We start from the raw sequence: 18189 nt of genomic DNA on the forward strand, positions 1-18189 counted from the left end.
GGGATCAGTGACCGTTCAGGAAAACACCGTCGCCGCCGAGCCGGTGCCCGCCCACCGCGGGCCGTTCCGCCCGGGCGACCGTGTGCAGCTCACCGATCCCAAGAACCGCATGCACACCATCGTCCTCGAGCCGGGTAAGGCGTTCCACACCCATCGGGGCGCGCTGGAGCACGACGCTCTCATCGGGCTGCCCGACGGCAGTGTCGTCACGTCCAGCGGCGGTACGGCCTATCTGGCGCTGCGCCCGCTGCTGTCCGACTACGTGCTCTCCATGCCGCGCGGTGCGCAGGTCATCTACCCGAAGGACGCCGCGCAGATCGTCGCCATGGGTGACGTCTTCCCGGGCGCCAAGGTGCTGGAGGCCGGCGTCGGCTCCGGCGCGCTGACCTGTTCGCTGCTGCGGGCCGTCGGCGGCAGCGGCGAGCTGCACTCGTACGAGTTGCGCGAGGATTTCGCCGCCGTGGCGCGCAAGAACGTCGAGGCGTTCTTCGGCGGCCCTCACCCCGCCTGGCATCTGCACCACGGGGACGTCGCCGGGGCCACCCAGACCGGTTTCGACCGCATCATCCTCGACATGCTGACCCCCTGGGAGGCCCTCGACATGGTCGAGAAGGCGCTCGTGCCAGGCGGGGTCTTCATCGGGTACGTGGCCACGACGCCGCAGCTCTCCGAGCTCGTGGAGGCGCTGCGCGAGCGCGGCGGCTGGACCGAGCCGCGGGCGTGGGAGTCGCTGATCCGGGACTGGCACGCCGAGGGCCTGGCCGTACGCCCGGATCACCGGATGATCGCGCACACCGCCTTCCTCGTGTCGGCCCGCAAGCTGGCGCCCGGCGTAACGGCACCGCCGCGGCGGCGAAAGCCCAGCAAGGGTGCCGAGGCGTACGCGCTGCGACGGGCCGCTCAGGCAGCTTCGGCGGCCGAGCGGGCGGAGACCGGGACCGATACCGGGGTGTGACGGCTCGACCCGCGTCCGGTAGTTTCCTCGCGGGTTTCGATCGGCTTGGGAGGGAACGGGTGGGCGCGATGTCATCTCCGCCGTTCGGGGGCAGCAACGAGATGCCGGCGGTCTTCCCGGACTGGTCGCCGTACGAGGACCTGGACTCGGCCGCGCGCGCCTACCTGCGGGATCCTGAGGTGGCGCTGGACGCCCTCTTCGGCGTGCTGCGCGGGGCGTCGGTGCTGTGCTTCACGCTGGAGCGGTTCGTCAACGAAGTGAACGGCGTGTGGCAGGAGGTCGTCATCTGTGACGGCAGCCGGCTGGTGCTGTGGCACGGCGAGGACGTGGCGCCGGGCGACGGGCCGGTCGGTTCCATGACGTCCTCGTTGCGGGTGGTGCCGCTGTCGACGGTGACCGAGGTCGGCTGCCGGCGGCGCCTCACGCGGACGTCGACCGGGCAGGCGCGGGTCGACAGCATCGACGTCTACCTGCTGCTGAGCTCCGTGGACGACGCCGTGCCGCCGCCCGGGATGGCCGAGGAGGAGGGGCGGACCGCGTTGCGCCACGACGCCCTGCGCTTCGGCAAGACCCTCGACGACGGCGGGCCGGGGCAAATCGCCCGGTTGGAGGAGTTTTCCCGAATTGTCGCATCTTTGGTCGGCCGTCCGACACTGTGACAATTTCCGCTCGGCGCGGTGATCGGTACGGGCCCGCGCGGAGCCCGTACCGAAAAAGATCAGTCCGCCTCCGGACCGGCCACCTCGACGTCGTCGGACGAGCGCACCACATGGATGCAGTCGCCGGGGCACTCCTTGGCCGCGTCGATCACTTCGAGGCGCAGCCGCGCCGGCACGCCGGTGCGCACTCCTGGGCTCTGCAGCAGCTCACCGCCGCTGTCCTTGACGTAGGCCAGGCCGTCGATGTCGAACTCGAAGACCTCCGGGGCGTACTGCACACAGAGGCCGTCGCCGGTGCACAGGTCCTGATCCACCCAGACCTCGAGTTCGTCGGTTTCGGTCTGCGCGGACACGGGACACCTCCTGGAATTCGACCTCTCCGACCGTACCCGAAGGGTCTGGCCACCCGGCGCCCGCACCTGACCGAATCGATCAAGGTTCAGTGACGAGGGTGTTGCATGGGTCGAAATCCGCCCGGCAGCGGTTAGTGTTATCCCAAGACGTTCGAGCCCCCGGGGAGGTGGGACGTGGCACGTAGCGACGAGGCGGATTCACGCGCCGCACGTTGGGAGAAAGAGGCCAACGATCTCTCCAGCCAGGTTGCGTTCCTGCAGGAGGAACTCGCTCTGGTACGGCGCAAGTTGACCGAAAGCCCCCGACACGTCCGGCAGCTCGAGGAGCGGCTCGCGGCGACGCAGGCGCAGCTGGCCCGACTGACCGAGAACAACGACCGGCTCGTGGCGACCCTCAAGGAAGCCCGGGCTCAGATCGTCACTCTCAAGGAAGAGATTGACCGGCTCGCCCAGCCGCCCAGCGGCTACGGCGTATTCCTGGCCGCCCACGACGACGGCACCGTCGACGTCTTCACCGGGGGCCGCAAGCTGCGGGTCGCGGTGTCCCCGTCCCTCGAGGTCGAGGAACTGAAGCGGGGGCAGGAGGTCCTGCTCAACGACGCGCTCAACGTGGTCGACGCGTTCGGCTACGAGCGGGTCGGCGAGGTGGTCCTGCTCAAGGAGGTCCTGGCCGGTCCCGACGGGGCCCTGGGCGACCGGGCCCTGGTCGTCTCGCACGCCGACGAGGAGCGGATCGTCCATCTGGCCGACTCGCTCGAGATCTCGAAGCTGCGGGCGGGCGATTCGCTGATGATCGAGCCGCGCTCGGCGTACGCGTACGAGCGCATCCCGAAGAGCGAGGTCGAGGAGCTCGTCCTCGAGGAAGTGCCCGACGTCGACTACACCGACATCGGCGGTCTGCACTCGCAGATCGAGCAGATCCGCGACGCGGTGGAGCTGCCGTTCCTGCACGCCGACCTCTTTCGGGAGCACCAGCTGCGCCCGCCGAAGGGCATCCTGCTCTACGGCCCGCCCGGCTGCGGCAAGACCCTGATCGCCAAGGCGGTCGCCAACTCGCTGGCGAAGAAGATCGCCGAGCGCCGCGGCGAGGAGAAGCACACCAGCTACTTCCTCAACATCAAGGGTCCCGAGCTGCTCAACAAGTACGTGGGTGAGACCGAGCGGCACATCCGCCTGGTCTTCCAGCGGGCGCGGGAGAAGGCGGGCGAGGGCACGCCGGTCATCGTGTTCTTCGACGAGATGGACTCGATCTTCCGGACCCGTGGCTCCGGCGTCTCCTCCGACGTCGAGAACACCATCGTCCCGCAGCTGCTCAGCGAGATCGACGGTGTCGAGGGCCTGGAGAACGTCATCGTCATCGGCGCCTCCAACCGGGAAGACATGATCGACCCGGCGATCCTGCGGCCCGGCCGGCTCGACGTGAAGATCAAGATCGAGCGTCCGGACGCGGAGGCGGCGAAGGACATCTTCGCCAAGTACATCCTCTCCGGCCTGCCGCTGAGCGCGGAGGACCTGGCCGAGCACGGCGGCGACGCCGACGTGACGGTCGCGGCCATGATCGAGGCGGTCGTGCTCCGGATGTACACGGAGTCCGAGGAGAACCGCTTCCTGGAGGTCACCTACGCCAACGGTGACAAGGAAGTCCTGTACTTCAAGGACTTCAACTCCGGCGCGATGATCCAGAACATCGTCGACCGCGGCAAGAAGATGGCCATCAAGGAGTTCCTCACCTCCGGCAAGAAGGGGCTGCGGCTGCAGCACCTGCTCGACAGCTGCGTTGACGAGTTCCGCGAGAACGAGGACCTGCCGAACACCACCAACCCGGACGACTGGGCCCGGATCTCCGGCAAGAAGGGCGAGCGGATCGTCTACATCCGTACGCTCGTCTCCGGCGGCAAGGGCGCCGAGGCCGGCCGCTCCATCGAGACGGCCAGCAACACCGGTCAATACCTGTAGGGCATCCTCGAGACGCGGGCGGAGGTCATCCTCCGCCCGCGTCTTCTCATCTCAATTCCTGTCGTCTTCGTCGCTCTCCGTGGTGCCGGCCGCCGACGGGTCGCCTGCTCCGCGGCGCGGGGGAGACGGGTGTGACGGAAGATCGCCACCGAGAGTGCCGTGACGCGTACGGCCCGAGGCGAGAACCGTTACGGAAGCGTCTAGGCTCGACACATGGGCAACGGCAACACAGTCGCGGGCGGAGTGGTCGTATGAGCGTTCGGCGGATTATGGGGACCGAGGTCGAGTACGGCATTTCGGTGCCCGGGCAACCCGGTGCCAACCCCATGGTCACCTCGTCCCAGGTCGTCAACGCGTACGGCGCCCGTCCGGAGCTCAACCGCGGCGGCCGCGCCCGGTGGGACTACGAGGAGGAGTCGCCGCTGCGCGACGCCCGCGGGTTCACCTACTCCGGCGCCGCGTACGACCCGGCGGACGCGCTCGCCGACGAGGACCTCGGCCTGGCCAACGTCATACTCACCAACGGCGCCCGGCTCTACGTCGACCACGCCCACCCGGAGTACAGCACCCCGGAGTGCACCAACCCGCTGGACATCGTGCGCTGGGACAAGGCCGGCGAGCGGGTCATGGCCGAGGCGTCCCGCCGCGCCGCCACCATCCCCGGTACGCACCGCATCCAGCTCTACAAGAACAACACGGACAACAAGGGTGCCTCGTACGGCTCGCACGAGAACTACCTCATGCGCCGCCAGACGCCGTTCGCGGACATCGTCGCCCACCTCACGCCGTTCTTCGTGACCCGGCAGATCTTCTGCGGCTCGGGCCGCGTCGGCATCGGCCAGGACGGCTCCGGCTCCGGCTTCCAGATCTCCTCGCGCGCGGACTTCTTCGAGGTCGAGGTCGGCCTCGAGACCACGCTCAAGCGCCCGATCATCAACACCCGCGACGAACCGCACTCCGACGCGGACAAGTACCGCCGCCTGCACGTCATCATCGGCGATGCGAACCTCTCCGAGATCGCGACGTACCTGAAGATGGGCACCACGGCGCTGATCCTCAACATGATCGAGGAGAAGGTCTTCACCGGTGAGCTCGGCGTGGCCGACCCGGTCTCCGAGCTCAAGGCGGTCAGCCACGACCCGTCCCTCAAGCACCTCATGCGGCTGCGTGACGGCCGCCGGCTCACCGCCCTGGACCTGCAGTGGGCCTACTACGAGCGCGCCAAGGCCTTCGTGGACGAGCGCTACGGCGCCGACGTCGACGAGCAGACCGCGGACGTGCTCGAGCGCTGGGAGGACGTGCTCACCAAGCTCGGCGACGACCCGATGAGCTGCTCGGACCAGCTCGACTGGGTGGCCAAGCTGCGGCTGCTGGAGGGCTACCGCGACCGGGAGAGCCTGGCCTGGTCGTCGCCCAAGCTCCAGCTCGTCGACCTCCAGTATTCCGATGTACGGCCGGAGAAGGGCCTCTACCACCGCCTGGTGGCCCGCGGCTCGATGAAGACGCTGCTCGATCCGCAGGAGACGCTGCGCGCCATGGTGGAGCCGCCCGAGGACACCCGGGCGTACTTCCGCGGCCAGTGCCTGGCCCGCTACGCGTCCGAAGTGGTCGCGGCGAGCTGGGACTCGGTCATCTTCGACGTCGGCCGCGAGTCGCTGGTCCGGGTTCCGATGATGGAGCCCGAACGCGGCACGAAGAAGCACGTCGGCGCCCTGTTCGACAAGTGCGACACGGCCAAGGACCTGCTCGAGGTGATCACGAGCCGGTGACCGGCTTCGCTGCGCGAGAAACACGCGGACGGGCAGGCGTTTTCGTCGTACCGGCGAGGTAGGTTTTTCCCAACCCGAACCGGTTGGGTGTTGAAGGGGGACAGGGATGGCAACGCGAGACACCGGCGGTCAGTCGCAGTCCGGCAAGGGCAAGCGCGACGAGGAGATCGAGGACGTCACCACCGAGGCCAACCCGGAGGTTGCCGAGCGGCACGCCGAGATCACCGAGGACGTCGACGACCTGCTGGACGAGATCGATTCCGTCCTGGAGGAGAACGCCGAGGAATTCGTGAGAGGGTACGTACAAAAAGGCGGCCAGTAGGGCGAAAGCCCTAAATAAGACATCTGCCGCGCCGGGTCGACACCTCCATTGCGATGATCGCGTCGGTCCGGCGCGCAGGATATTGTGCTTGAACTGCGACGGCGGACTCGGGTGTTTGCGGGACGGCCCGGAACCCCTCGCCGCCGCGATCACGTTTTCGAGAGGAACCACGTGGCAGCGGGTTTTGATCCATCCGGGCGTCTTCCAGATGTGTTCACCAACGCGGGGACGTCATCCTTCACGCAGTTCCTGAGTCAGGCCGCGCCCGAGCTGCTGCCGGGTCGCCGGCCGTTACCGCCGGGGCTGTCGGCCGACATCGCGCCGCACGGCACCACCATCGTCGCGATCGCCACCACCGAGGGTGTCGTGATGGCCGGTGACCGGCGGGCCACCATGGGGAACCTGATCGCCAGCCGGGACATCGAGAAGGTCCACCCGGCCGACGCGTACTCGCTGATCGGCATCGCCGGCACCGCGGGCATCGGCATCGAGCTCATGCGCCTGTTCCAGGTGGAGCTCGAGCACTACGAGAAGATCGAGGGCGCCATGCTGTCCCTCGACGGTAAGGCCAACCGGCTGGCCGCGATGGTGCGCGGCAACCTCGGCGCCGCCATGCAGGGCCTGGCCGTGGTGCCGCTCTTCGCCGGCTTCGACCTGTCGCCGGCCGACCCGGCGAAGGTCGGGCGCATCTTCAGCTTCGACGTCGCCGGCGGGCTCTACGAGGAGACCGGCTACGACGCGATCGGCTCCGGGTCGCTGTTCGCCAAGTCCGCGCTGAAGAAGCGCTACCGGCCGGGCATCAGCACGCAGGACGCCATCCGGCTCGCCGTCGAGGCGCTCTACGACGCTGCCGACGACGACACGGCGACCGGCGGGCCCGACCTGACCCGCAAGATCTACCCGGTGGTGATGACCGCGACGGCGGACAGCACCCACCGGCTCACCGAGACCGAGATCAACGCGGTGGCCGAGGAAGTGGTCGCCGGACGGATGGAGAACCCGGGCGGCTGAGCCCACGCCGAGTCCGACGACGAAACCACCACCCGGTCATCGAAGGAGTAGCCACCAGTGGCCATGCAGTTCTACGCCTCGCCCGAGCAGGTCCAGCGCGACCGCTCGGAGTACGCCCGCAAGGGCATCGCCCGCGGCCGTTCCGCCGTCGTGCTCACGTACGAGGGCGGCATCCTGCTGGTCGCCGAGAACCTGACCTCGCTGCGCAAGATCAGCGAGCTCTACGACAAGATCGGCTTCGCGGCGGTCGGCCGCTACAACGAGTTCGAGAGCCTGCGCCGCGCCGGCGTGCGGATGGCCGATCTCAACGGCCTTGCCTACGACCGGCGTGACGTGACCGGACGGGCGCTCGCGAACGCCTACACCCAGACGCTCGGGGCGATCTTCTCCGAGACCCAGAAGCCGTACGAGGTGGAGATCTGCGTGGCGCAGGTCGGCGCCACCGCGGAGGCCGACGAGCTGTACCGCATCACGTACGACGGCTCGGTCATGGACGAGCCCGGCTTCATGGCGATGGGCGGCTCGGCGGAGGCCATCTCGACCGTCCTCAAGGAACGCCACGACGTGGCCGCCGACCTGCCGACCGCGCTGGCCCTGGCGGTCAAGGGCCTCGGCAGCGTCGGCGGCGAGAACGGTGCCGCGCGCGAGCTGGGCGGCGCCCAGCTCGAGGTCGCCGTGCTGGACCGGGCCCGCAAGGGGCGGGCGTTCCGGCGGATCTCGGGGGCCGCCCTCGAGACGCTGCTGGGCGGTGGCAAGGACCAGCCGGAGCCCGAGGTGGGCGAGGCGGGCGACACGGCACCCCCCGCGCCGGGCGAGGACAAGCCGACGGTGTCGGCGGCCTCGGTCGACCTGGAGGGCAAGCCGGACGACAAGGACGGTTCCTGACCCGGGCCGTCCCGCGGCGTCCCCGGGTCAGTCGATGACCAGGGGACGCCACCAGTCCTGGTGGTCGCGATACCACCGGACCGTCTCCGCCAGCCCGGTGCGGAAGTCCACCTGCGGGCGGTAGCCGAGCTCGTCGCGGATGCGGCTGTCGTCGAGGGCGTACCGGTGGTCGTGGCACTTGCGGTCCTCCACGTGCTCGACCCGGTCCGCGCCGGTGCCGCACTCCCGCAGGAGCAGCCCGGTCAGGTCCTTGTTCGTCAGCTCCTCGGTGCCGCCGACGTGGTAGACCTCGCCCGGCCGCCCCCGGGTCAGCACCAGCGCGGTGGCGCGGCAGTGGTCGTCGACGTGGATCCAGTCGCGGACCTGGCTGCCGTCGCCGTAGAGCGGCACCTTCCGGCCCTCCAGCAGGTTGGTCACGAAGCGGGGGATGAGCTTCTCCGGGTGCTGGTACGGCCCGTAGGTGTTCGCCGAGCGGGTCACCGTCACCGGCAGCCCGTGCGTCCGGTGGAAGGCCAGCGCCAGCAGGTCGCCGCCCGCCTTGGTGGCCGCGTACGGGGAATTGGGCGACAGGGGGGACGTCTCCGTCCAGGAGCCCGACGGGATCGAGCCGTAGACCTCGTCCGTGGACACGTGCACGAACCGCTCGATGCCGTGCCGCAGGGCCGCGTCCAGCAGGATCTGGGTGCCCACCACGTTGGTGGTCGCGAACTCGGTCGCCGCCAGGATCGAGCGGTCGACGTGGGACTCCGCCGCGAAGTGGACCACGTGGTCGTGCTTGCGCAGCACCGATTCGATCAGCGCCGCGTCGCAGACGTCGCCCGGGACGAAGTCGAGGCGCTTGCTCTCCGCCACCGGGCCGAGGTTGGCGAAGTTCCCGGCGTAAGTGAGCTTGTCGAGGACCGTGACCCGCGCCCCCTCGAGGCCTGGCAGGGCGTCCGCGAGGACCGCGCGCACGAAGCCGGACCCGATGAAGCCGGCGCCGCCGGTGACCAGAAGATTCATCAGTGACCCAGTGTATGCGCAGGTGACAGCGCTGCGACGAGAGATGACCACGCAGTGCTGCGGTGAAAGGGCGCGTTGTCACTGCCGTTGGGAGCCGTTCTGAGGCTAGTGTTTCGTCATGGAACGGCGAATTTTCGGCCTCGAAACCGAGTACGGAGTCACGTGCACCTACCGGGGGCAGCGGCGGCTGTCTCCCGACGAGGTGGCCCGCTACCTGTTCCGCCGAGTGGTGTCCTGGGGACGCAGCAGCAACGTCTTCCTCCGCAACGGTGCCCGCCTCTACCTCGACGTCGGTTCGCACCCCGAGTACGCGACCCCCGAATGCGACTCCGTCACCGACCTGGTCGCCCACGACCGCGCCGGTGAGCGGATTCTCGAGGGTCTCCTGGTCGACGCCGAGAAGCGGCTGCACGACGAGGGGATCGCGGGGGAGATCTACCTCTTCAAGAACAACACCGACTCGGCCGGCAACTCGTACGGCTGCCACGAGAACTACCTGGTGTCCCGCCACGGCGAGTTCGGCCGCCTCGCCGACGTCCTCATCCCGTTCCTCGTCACCCGGCAGCTGATCTGCGGCGCCGGCAAGGTCCTGCAGACGCCGCGCGGTGCCGTGTTCTGCCTCTCGCAGCGCGCCGAGCACATCTGGGAGGGCGTCTCCAGCGCCACCACCCGCAGCCGGCCGATCATCAACACCCGTGACGAGCCGCACGCCGACGCCGAGCGCTACCGCCGCCTGCACGTCATCGTCGGCGACTCCAACATGAACGAGGTCACCACGCTGCTCAAGGTCGGCAGCGCCGACATCGTGCTGCGGATGATCGAGGCCGGCGTGGTCATGCGCGACCTGACCCTGGAGAACCCGATCCGGGCCATCCGCGAGGTCAGCCACGACGTGACCGGTCGCCGCAAGATCCGGCTGGCGAACAACAAGGAGGTCAGCGCCCTCGAGATCCAGCAGGAATACCTGGCGAAGGCGACCGAGTTCGTCGAGCGCCGGGGCGGCGACCAGACCGCCAAGCGGGTCGTCGAGCTGTGGGGCCGGGTGCTGAACGCCATCGAGAGCGGCGACCTCGACCCGGTGTCCCGCGAGATCGACTGGGTGTCCAAGCTCAAGCTGATCGAGCGCTACCAGGCCAAGCACGAGATCCCCATGTCGCACCCGCGGATCGCGCAGCTCGACCTGGCGTACCACGACGTGCGCCGCGGCCGGGGCCTGTACGCGCTGATGGAGAAGCGCAAGCAGGTCGACCGCATCTCCAACGACCTGGAGATCTTCGAGGCCAAGGAGACCCCGCCGCAGACCACGCGGGCCCGGCTGCGCGGCGAGTTCATCCGTCATGCCCAGGAGAAACGGCGCGACTTCACCGTCGACTGGGTGCACCTCAAGCTCAACGACCAGGCGCAGCGCACCGTGCTCTGCAAGGACCCGTTCCGGGCGTACGACGAGCGGGTGGAGCGCCTGATCGCCAGCATGTGACGTGGGACCGATAGGCTGGTCGGGCTATGACATCGCACGAGCCCGACCAGCGGCCCCCCGGGGACACGCCCGAGCGGACGGTCGAGGACGTGATGTGGGGGCGCGTCGAGCGCCGCCGGGAGAAGATCCGCAGCCAGGTCTCGCGGAACCGGCAGGGTGGCCACAAGGTCCCGACCTGGGTGCTGGCCACGATCCTGGGTCTCCTGCTGCTCGGCTGGCTTTACTTGATCTTGTTCGATTGATGATTTGCTAGAGGCATGCCTGACATCATCGATGCCGCGATCAGCGACTACCTGCTCGCCCACTGCACTCCGGCCGACGACGTCCTGCGGGACCTTGCGGCCGAGACCAGGGCCGCGTTCCCCGGCGCCGCGGGCATGCAGATCTCGCACGACGAGGGAGAGCTGCTCACCATGCTGGTGCGGCTCACCGGGGCGCGAACGGCGATCGAGGTCGGCGTCTTCACCGGATACTCGGCCGTCTGCATCGCCCGGGGGCTGTCCGAGGGCGGCCGGCTGCTCGCCTGCGACGTCTCCGAGGAGTGGACGGCGGTGGCCCGGGCGTACTGGAAACGGGCCGGTGTCGCCGACCGGATCGACCTGCGGATCGCCCCCGCGGTCGAGACGCTGCGGGCGCTGCCCGCCGACCCGGTCGTCGACTTCGCCTTCATCGACGCCGACAAGACCGGATACCGGGACTACTACGAGGAGATCGTGCCGCGGCTGCGGCCCGGGGGTCTCGTCGTGCTCGACAACGTGCTCCGGGGCGGGCGGGTCGTGCTGCCCGGCGAGGCCGGCGCCGACGTCGCCGCCATCCGCGAGGTCAACGATCTCGTGGTGGCCGACGAGCGGGTCGAGTCGGTGATGCTGCCGGTGCGCGACGGCGTGACTCTCATCCGGAAGCGCTAGGCCGGCAGCGTCAGACCCCAGGCGTCAGAGCAGCGCGGCCGCGTGCCGGCCGGCCGCGGCGGCCGCGACGAAATAGGCGTGGTCCTCGGTCAGGCCGCGGCCCATCGTCGACAGTTTCACCGGGCTCGCCTGCAGCGCCGCGTCCAGGCCCTCGGTGCCGATCTCGACGACGCGGTGCAGCGTCGCCAGCGGAGCGAGGGCCTCGGCGACGTCCTTCGCCAGATCCGCCGGCAGGTCGGCCGGCACCGGCAGGTCGGCGGGGACGAGCGCGACTTTCCCGTACGCGGTGAGACTGTGGTGCGAGACCCCCCGGTGCCGCAGCCGGCCGTCGGCGCCGGAGATGCGGAGCGAGCCGACGGGGCGGCCGCCGAGCGCGACGACGGCGTTGACGGCCTCACCCACGGCGACTCCGGAGAAGCCCCAGGGCGTACCGGTGCCGAGGTTGCCCGGGCCCTGGGCGACGATCGCGACGTCGGCGTGCAGCACGTGCCGGGCGGCGAGCAGGCCGGTGTGGACCGTGCTCGCCTCCAGGTCGCCGCCGAAGGCCTGGCCGGTCGTGACCGTGCCGGCCAGGTGGTCGCCGAGGCCGTCGAGGGTGCGGGAGAACCAGGCCGGCAGGGCGCCGCCGTCGGTCATCACGTACGCGACGCGGGCATCCGGGCGGTCGGCGTGGATGCCGGCCAGGATCGCCGGCAGCGCCGAGTGCAGGTCCGCGGTGACCACCGGCAGGTCGTCGATGCCGGTCGCCGCGGCCAGCACCTCGTGGTGCGGTGACGCCTCCTCGTCCACGCCGAGCAGGATCGGCTGCAGCGGCGTGTAGCGGGCCTTGACCAGGTGACCCGAGTCGCGGGTGGTGCCGTCGGCGACCGGGTCGGGGGGCAGCCGGTCGGGCAGCGCCACGACCAGGGCGTAGCCGCCGGTGCCGAGACCCATCACCTGAGCGCCCACGTTGAGCAGGACGCGGTCGCCGGGCTGCGGGGCGCCGGTCAGGCCGGGGTAGGCGAGGGCCTTGAGCGGGCCCTCGTCCGTGGCGACCTCCAGCTCGATCGCGCCACGCCACTCACGGCGTACCGAAGAAACCGTTCCCGACCGCCAGCGCACCATGGCGGCGACCCTATATGTCCACCCCGCCGTCGCGGTGGTTGCGTCCCGCGTGCCCGCGCGTCGGGTCCAGGAAGACGTAGCGGATGCCCGGGTAGCGGGCGCGGAGCCGGCGTTCGGCCTCGTCCGACGCCTCCTCGATGTCGCCGCCGGTGACGTCGTCGTCGAAGTCGACCTTCGCCGCGACCAGGATGTCGCCCGGCCCGAGCTGCATGGTCAGCAGCGTCGGCACGGCGGTCACGACCGGGATGGCGGCGAGGTCGTCGGCGATCTGGTTGTGCATGCGCCGCGGCACCGCCCGGCCGACCAGCAGCGACACGTTGGCCCGGGCCAGGACGAAGGCGACCACGAGGAGCAGCAGGCCGATCAGGATCGAGGCGATGCCGTCCCAGGTCTCGGAGCCGGTGAGCTGGGTCAGGCCGATGCCGGCCGCGGCGAGGACCAGGCCGATCAGCGCCGCCGAGTCCTCCAGGAAGACCGCCTTCACCGTGGTGTCCGGGGTCAGCCGCAGGAACCGGCGCCGGCTGATGCCCCAGCGTTCCGACTCGCCGGTGACCTGCCGGTGGGCCTTGATGAACGACACGCCCTCGGCGACGAAGGACACCGCCAGCACGATGTACGAGAGGAGGAAGTCGCCGCTGTGCTCGCCGGCGAGGATCGTCGTCACGCCGTGGTAGATGGAGAAGCCGGCGCCGCCGATGAAGGTGAACAGGGCGGCGATGAAGGCCCAGACGAAGCTCTCCTTGCCGTATCCGAAGGGGTGCTCCTCGTCGGCGGGCTTGCCGCCGCGACGCAGGGCGACGAAGAGGAAGACCTCGGTGACGGTGTCCGCCAGGGAGTGCGCGGACTCCGACAGCATCGCGGCCGAGCCGGAGAGCAGGCCGGCGACGAGCTTGGCGGCGGCGATCATCAGGTTGGCCAGCCCGGCGATGATCACCGTGCCGACGCTCTCGCTCTCCCCGCCGCTGTCCGGCTCGGCGGGCCCGGGCAGGGCCGCCGCCGCGGCGAGGCCGAAGGCAGGCTCGTGCTGTGAGGTTTGCGAGGTATCTGCGGCGGGGGAAGTGTCAGGCACGTCAAGCTTCGTTCCCCGTGGCGGTGAGCGATAACCGTCTCGGCCCTCCGGGCTGCTAGCGTTTCGGTCGTGTCGCGGACCCGCACCGAGCGCCTGGTGAACCTGGTGATCTGTCTGCTGTCCACGCGACGGTTCCTGACCGCCGCGCAGATCGCCGCGACCGTTCCCGGATACGAGCACGACCCCGAGGATCCGCGCGACCACGAGGCGTTCCAGCGCAAGTTCGAGCGGGACAAGGCCGAGCTGCGCGAGCTGGGCGTGCCGCTGGAGACCGGCCTCGCGAGCGCCTTCGACACCGAGCACGGCTACCGCATCGCCCACCGTGAGTACGCGCTGCCCGACATCCCGCTCGAGCCGGACGAGGCCGCCGCCGTAGGCATCGCCGCGCGGCTGTGGCAACACGCCGGGCTGGCCGCCGCCGCGTCGTCCGGGCTGGCCAAGCTGCGCGCCGCCGGCGTGGAGGTCGACCCGCAGGCCACCCTCGGCGTCGAACCGGTGGTGACCGTCGACCCGGCGTTCGCGCCGCTCACCGGTGCTGCCCGGGCGCGGCGGGCGGTGACCTTCACCTACCGCGTACCGGAGGTGGACGAGCCCTCCATCCGCCGCCTGCAGCCGTGGGGAGTGGTCTGCTGGCAGGGCCGCTGGTACGTGGTCGGGCACGACCGTGACCGGGACGCCACCCGCTGCTTCCGCCTGTCGCGCATCGTCGGCCAGGTCCGGACGGTGGGGCCCGAGGGCGCCTTCACCCCGCCGGAGAACGTCGACCTCATCAGCCACGTCGCCCGCTTCTCCGGGCCGATCGAACGCACCGGCCGCGCGACGGTCCTCGTCCGGCCGGGCCGGGCGGCGGGACTGCGGCGCCTCGCGGTGGAGACCGTGCCGGGGCCCGGCGGTGACCGGCTGACGATCCCGTATTCCGACGTCGAATGGCTCGCCTCGCGGCTGGTCGGCTACGGCGCCGAGGTGCGCGCGGACGGTCCGCCCGAGTTGCGCGAGTCGGTCATCCAGCAGCTCAAGGAGGTCGTCGCCCGGCACGAGCCGGCCGCCGCCGGAGTGTCGCCGTGACACCGCCGCACCAGCGCGGACCCGCCGGGCGCGCTTCGGCCGACCGGCTCGGGCGGTTGCTCAACCTGGTGCCGTACCTGCTGGCCCGGCCGGGGATCGCGGTCTCCGAGGCGGCCGCCGACTTCCGGATCACCGAGCGGCAGCTGCGCGAGGATCTGGAACTGCTCTGGGTCTGCGGCCTGCCCGGCTACGGCCCCGGCGACCTCATCGACATGGCCCTCGACGGCGACCGGGTGACCATCACCTACGACGCCGGCATCGACCGGCCGCTGCGGCTCAACCCGGACGAGGCCCTGGCCCTGGTCGTGGCGCTGCGGATGCTCGCCGAGACGCCCGGCATCGGCGCCCGGGACGCGATCGAGCGGGCCCTGGCCAAGATCGAGAACGCGGCCGGGGACCTCGGCGACGCGCCCGTGGCCGTACGCCTGCCCGCCACCAGTGAGCGCCTCGACGCGATCCGCGCCATCGTCGAACGACGCCACGCCATGCGCATCACCTACTACACGGCCGCCAGGGACGAGACCACCGAGCGCGTCGTCGACCCGATGCGGGTGCTGATGGTCGGCAACCGCGCGTACGTCGAGGCGTGGTGCCGCCGCGCCGAGGGCACCCGGCTGTTCCGCGCCGACCGCATCGACGCGTTCACCGAGCTGGACGAGCCGGCCGCGCCGCCGGCCCGGGCGGTGCCGCACGACGTCCGCGACGGGGTGTTCCACCCGGGGCCGGACCTGCCGCTGGTGACGCTGCGGGTGGGCCGGGGCAGCCGCTGGATCACCGAGTACTACCCGTGCGAGGAGGTCCGCCGCGACGGCGACGAGTGGGTGGTGACGATGCGCGTCACCGACCTCGGCTGGGCGCAGCGCTTCCTGCTCGGCGTCGGCCCCGACGTGACGGTGGTCGGGCCGGTGGCGCTCGTCGACCAGATCCGGGCCCAGGCGGCGGCGGCGCTGGACCAGTACTCGGCCCCTGACCCGGTGAAGCCCTAAGCTGTCGGCCATGGTGCTGTGGATCGTGATTGCGGTGGCGGTGCTCGCGCTGGTGATCCTGGGCGCGGCGGTCATGGCGGTGCTGGGCCGGCTTCGGGGCCTCGACCGGGCGATGCGCAGGCTGCTGCGCCGGCAGGAGCAGGCCGCGAAACTCCAGGCGAAGGCCGAGGTGCTGCAGGAGACCATCGCCGGGCTCGAGCGGCGTGCCGAGTTGGCGCAGGAGCAGGTCGCGGTCATCAAGGCGGGCCACGGCTCGTCCGACGGTAAGCACTCCTTACAAAGCGCCGCGAGCCCGTGGTAGCCTGCGGCGTTCCCGGCCCGTTGTCCGAAAATTCCTCGGATCGGGGCCCAAACAAACCGATGCGGCGGGGGTCACTCCCGGCAACCACACGTACGATGGATCCCGCACCGTCCTGAACCACCCTAGATCCGAACCGACTGGAGTCATCCATGGGCGCCCTCAAGCCATGGCACATCGCCGTCATCGTTGTCGTGCTCGTGCTGCTGTTCGGCGCGAAGCGCCTCCCGGACGCCGCGCGGTCGCTGGGCCGGTCGCTGCGGATCATCAAGGCGGAGACCAAGGGCCTGATCGACGACGACAACGTCGCCGAGAAGGCCGAGCCGCAGTATTCGCGCCAGCCGGTGCAGCCCAGCGAGATCCACCAGCCGGGGCAGCAGGGGTATCAGCAGCCCGGTCAGGCGTACCAGCAGCCGCAGCAGCCGCCGGCGCAGCCGTACGTCGACCCGGTGCAGCGGACGAACGACCGCTGACCCACCGTGGCCATCTCCCTGCGCCGCCGGGGTCCGAGCAAGTTCGAGCAGGCCGCCGACGGCTCGATGACCCTGATCGAGCACGTCCGGGAGCTGCGTAACCGGCTGTTCTGGGCGTCGCTCGGCATCATCGCCGGGCTGATCGTCGGCTTCATCATCTCGGGATGGGTCTTCGACATCCTGCGGGAGCCGTACTGCTCCCTGGACAGTTCGTGGATCATCAACTCCAAGGGCCAGCGGGTCTGCAACTTCGTCGTGCTCGGCGTCGTCGACCCGCTCATCATCAAGCTCAAGATCGCGCTGTGGGTCGGCCTCATCCTCGGTTCGCCGGTCTGGATGTTCCAGCTGTGGGCCTTCGTCGCGCCGGGACTGCACCGCCACGAACGCAAGTGGGCGTACGTCTTCGTCTCCATCGCGGCGCCCCTGTTCATCGGCGGGGTCACGCTGGCCTACTTCGTCGTCAAGCACAGCCTCGCGTTCATCCAGGAAGCCGGCATCCTGGGGGTGACGACTCAGCTCGAAGTCGGCGCTTACGTCGGCTTCGTGACGAACATGCTGCTCATCTTCGGGGCGGCGTTCGAGTTCCCGCTCATCCTGCTCATGCTCAACTTCACGGGCGTGGTCACCGCCAAGCGGCTGCTGGGCTGGTGGCGGATCGTGGTCTTCCTGTCGTTCGCCTTCGCGGCGATCGCCACTCCGGACCCGGGGCCGTTCGGCATGACACTGCTCGCGGCGTGCATGACGTTGCTGTACTTCATCGCGGTGGCCGTGGCGGCGATCAACGACAAGCGCAAGGGCCGGGGCAAGGAGCTCTACGCCGACCTGGACGACGACGAGGTCTCGCCGTTGGAGGAGGAGCGCGCGCCGGTCGGCGTCTCCGATCGCATCGACGCGCCGACCTCGGTCGAGCCTGCGACGCCCGTGGTGAAACCGATGCCGCTCGAGAGCCGTTTCGACGACATGACCTGAGCTTGCGGCCGGTACATTCCCGGCTGTGAGCAGCAGTGACGACATCGCGGTGCTGGCCAATCCCCGGGCGGGGCGCGGCCGGCACCGCGGCGTGCTTCCGGCGGTCCTCGAGCGGCTCGGGGCGGCAGGCCGGACCGTGCGCCTCCTGGAGGCGGCCAGTGCCGAGGATGCCGAGAAGGTCTGTCACCGGGCCGTCACCGATGGGGTGGCGGCGCTCGTAGCCGTCGGTGGGGACGGCACCGTCCACCGGGCGCTCCAAGCCGTGGCGGGCACCGGGACCGGCTTCGGCCTGGTTCCCGCCGGCACCGGCAACGACTTCGCGGCCGGCACCGGCGTACCGTCGGATCCGCTCTCGGCGGCGGAGGCGATCGCCGCCGCGCTGCGTGACGGGCGGGACCGATCGCTCGATCTGGCCCGGGTGACCACGACGCAGGGTGACGTCCGCTGGTTCGGCGCGGTGCTCGCGGCCGGGTTCGATGCGGTCGTCAACGAGCGCGCCAACCGGATGGTGTGGCCGCGCGGGCCGCGCCGCTACGACCTGGCCATCGTGCTCGAGACGGCCCGGCTGCGGCCGCGCTCCTACACGCTGGTGCTCGACGGCGTCGACCGCAGCTTCGACGGGGTGCTGGCCGCTATCGGCAACACCTCGAGCTATGGCGGCGGCCTGCGGATCTGCCCGGATGCGGATCCCGCCGACGGGCTGCTGGACGTGGTGGTCGCGGCGCCGCTCGGCCGGCGGGAGCTCGTCCGGCTCAAGCCCCGCCTGCGGCGCGGCACCCATGTCACGGATCCGCTGGTGACCAGCTATCGGGCGCGCGAGGTGCGGATCGACACGCCCGGGATCATCGGGTACGCCGATGGCGAGCGGCTCGCCGCGCTCCCGCTGGTGATCAGCTGCGAACCGGGTGCTCTCCGGTTGCTGCGGTGA

The 18189-nt window shown here is 70.4% G+C and carries 20 protein-coding genes and 1 pseudogene; 17 read left to right on the forward strand and 4 right to left on the reverse strand.

Annotated elements, in window-relative coordinates:
- Positions 1-7: 7 nt before the first annotated feature.
- Both AB0368_RS00445 and AB0368_RS00450 read left to right on the forward strand, forming a co-directional pair.
- Positions 8-955: a tRNA (adenine-N1)-methyltransferase gene (locus AB0368_RS00445; protein WP_366151583.1), complete on the forward strand. Its 948-nt coding sequence runs from the start codon at positions 8-10 to the stop codon at positions 953-955.
- Positions 956-1023: 68 nt separating this feature from the next.
- Positions 1024-1614, forward strand: coding sequence for a hypothetical protein (locus AB0368_RS00450; protein WP_366151584.1), 591 nt, complete (start codon positions 1024-1026; stop codon positions 1612-1614).
- 59 nt (positions 1615-1673) lie between these two features.
- Here the strand turns inward: AB0368_RS00450 and AB0368_RS00455 are convergent, their stop codons facing one another.
- Positions 1674-1967, reverse strand: a complete 294-nt coding sequence (locus AB0368_RS00455; RefSeq protein ID WP_366151585.1) for a ferredoxin — start codon at positions 1965-1967, stop codon at positions 1674-1676.
- Positions 1968-2141: 174 nt separating this feature from the next.
- On the opposite strand from AB0368_RS00455, the gene arc reads away from it, so the two are divergent.
- The 6 genes and pseudogenes from arc to prcA all read left to right on the forward strand — a co-directional run bounded on the left by arc (position 2142) and on the right by prcA (position 7910).
- Positions 2142-3923, forward strand: coding sequence for a proteasome ATPase (gene arc, locus AB0368_RS00460; RefSeq protein WP_366151586.1), 1782 nt, complete (start codon positions 2142-2144; stop codon positions 3921-3923).
- A gap of 251 nt (positions 3924-4174) precedes the next feature.
- Positions 4175-5692 carry a depupylase/deamidase Dop gene (dop, locus tag AB0368_RS00465; RefSeq protein ID WP_366151587.1) on the forward strand — a complete coding sequence of 506 codons (1518 nt, stop codon included), beginning with the start codon at positions 4175-4177 and terminating at the stop codon, positions 5690-5692.
- Positions 5693-5798: 106 nt separating this feature from the next.
- Complete coding sequence (locus AB0368_RS00470; protein WP_106124861.1) at positions 5799-6014, forward strand: ubiquitin-like protein Pup; 216 nt, start codon at positions 5799-5801, stop codon at positions 6012-6014.
- Between the two features lie 67 nt (positions 6015-6081).
- Positions 6082-6267 (forward strand): annotated as a pseudogene (locus AB0368_RS00475) (recombinase); the annotation flags it as partial.
- Positions 6186-7025, forward strand: a complete 840-nt coding sequence (prcB, locus tag AB0368_RS00480) for a proteasome subunit beta (RefSeq protein ID WP_366151588.1) — start codon at positions 6186-6188, stop codon at positions 7023-7025. The pseudogene AB0368_RS00475 and the gene prcB, both read left to right, overlap by 82 nt.
- A 57-nt stretch (positions 7026-7082) precedes the next feature.
- Positions 7083-7910: a proteasome subunit alpha gene (gene prcA / locus AB0368_RS00485; RefSeq protein ID WP_366151589.1), complete on the forward strand. Its 828-nt coding sequence runs from the start codon at positions 7083-7085 to the stop codon at positions 7908-7910.
- 27 nt (positions 7911-7937) lie between these two features.
- Here the strand turns inward: prcA and rfbB are convergent, their stop codons facing one another.
- Positions 7938-8912, reverse strand: a complete 975-nt coding sequence (gene rfbB, locus AB0368_RS00490; RefSeq protein WP_366151590.1) for a dTDP-glucose 4,6-dehydratase — start codon at positions 8910-8912, stop codon at positions 7938-7940.
- Positions 8913-9030: 118 nt separating this feature from the next.
- On the opposite strand from rfbB, the gene pafA reads away from it, so the two are divergent.
- The 3 genes from pafA to AB0368_RS00505 are packed head-to-tail and all read left to right on the forward strand — an operon-like array spanning position 9031 to position 11297.
- Positions 9031-10389 carry a Pup--protein ligase gene (pafA, locus tag AB0368_RS00495; protein ID WP_366151591.1) on the forward strand — a complete coding sequence of 453 codons (1359 nt, stop codon included), beginning with the start codon at positions 9031-9033 and terminating at the stop codon, positions 10387-10389.
- Positions 10390-10415: 26 nt separating this feature from the next.
- Positions 10416-10631 (forward strand): hypothetical protein, encoded by a 216-nt coding sequence (locus tag AB0368_RS00500; protein WP_366152390.1) that lies wholly within the window; start codon positions 10416-10418, stop codon positions 10629-10631.
- 15 nt (positions 10632-10646) lie between these two features.
- Positions 10647-11297: a class I SAM-dependent methyltransferase gene (locus tag AB0368_RS00505; protein WP_366151592.1), complete on the forward strand. Its 651-nt coding sequence runs from the start codon at positions 10647-10649 to the stop codon at positions 11295-11297.
- A gap of 24 nt (positions 11298-11321) precedes the next feature.
- On the opposite strand, the gene AB0368_RS00510 is transcribed toward AB0368_RS00505, so the two are convergent.
- Together AB0368_RS00510 and AB0368_RS00515 are read right to left on the reverse strand one after the other, a co-directional pair.
- Positions 11322-12401: a DUF3866 family protein gene (locus AB0368_RS00510; RefSeq protein ID WP_366151593.1), complete on the reverse strand. Its 1080-nt coding sequence runs from the start codon at positions 12399-12401 to the stop codon at positions 11322-11324.
- 10 nt (positions 12402-12411) lie between these two features.
- Positions 12412-13389, reverse strand: coding sequence for a cation diffusion facilitator family transporter (locus tag AB0368_RS00515; protein WP_366152367.1), 978 nt, complete (start codon positions 13387-13389; stop codon positions 12412-12414).
- A 150-nt stretch (positions 13390-13539) separates the two neighbouring features.
- On the opposite strand from AB0368_RS00515, the gene AB0368_RS00520 reads away from it, so the two are divergent.
- The 6 genes from AB0368_RS00520 to AB0368_RS00545 all read left to right on the forward strand — a co-directional run bounded on the left by AB0368_RS00520 (position 13540) and on the right by AB0368_RS00545 (position 18189).
- Complete coding sequence (locus tag AB0368_RS00520) at positions 13540-14535, forward strand: WYL domain-containing protein (RefSeq protein ID WP_366151594.1); 996 nt, start codon at positions 13540-13542, stop codon at positions 14533-14535.
- On the forward strand, positions 14532-15521 hold the full coding sequence (locus tag AB0368_RS00525) for a YafY family protein (protein ID WP_366151595.1): 990 nt from the start codon (positions 14532-14534) through the stop codon (positions 15519-15521). The genes AB0368_RS00520 and AB0368_RS00525 overlap by 4 nt, the downstream gene beginning before the upstream one ends.
- A 10-nt stretch (positions 15522-15531) precedes the next feature.
- Positions 15532-15822, forward strand: coding sequence for a hypothetical protein (locus AB0368_RS00530; protein WP_366151596.1), 291 nt, complete (start codon positions 15532-15534; stop codon positions 15820-15822).
- A 149-nt stretch (positions 15823-15971) separates the two neighbouring features.
- Positions 15972-16292, forward strand: coding sequence for a Sec-independent protein translocase subunit TatA (gene tatA / locus AB0368_RS00535; RefSeq protein WP_366151597.1), 321 nt, complete (start codon positions 15972-15974; stop codon positions 16290-16292).
- A 6-nt stretch (positions 16293-16298) separates the two neighbouring features.
- Positions 16299-17261 (forward strand): twin-arginine translocase subunit TatC, encoded by a 963-nt coding sequence (gene tatC, locus AB0368_RS00540; protein ID WP_366151598.1) that lies wholly within the window; start codon positions 16299-16301, stop codon positions 17259-17261.
- A gap of 25 nt (positions 17262-17286) precedes the next feature.
- Complete coding sequence (locus tag AB0368_RS00545) at positions 17287-18189, forward strand: YegS/Rv2252/BmrU family lipid kinase (RefSeq protein ID WP_366151599.1); 903 nt, start codon at positions 17287-17289, stop codon at positions 18187-18189.

It is taken from the genome of Actinoplanes sp. NPDC051475 (genome assembly GCF_040689425.1).
Classification (GTDB): Bacteria; Actinomycetota; Actinomycetes; order Mycobacteriales; family Micromonosporaceae; genus Actinoplanes.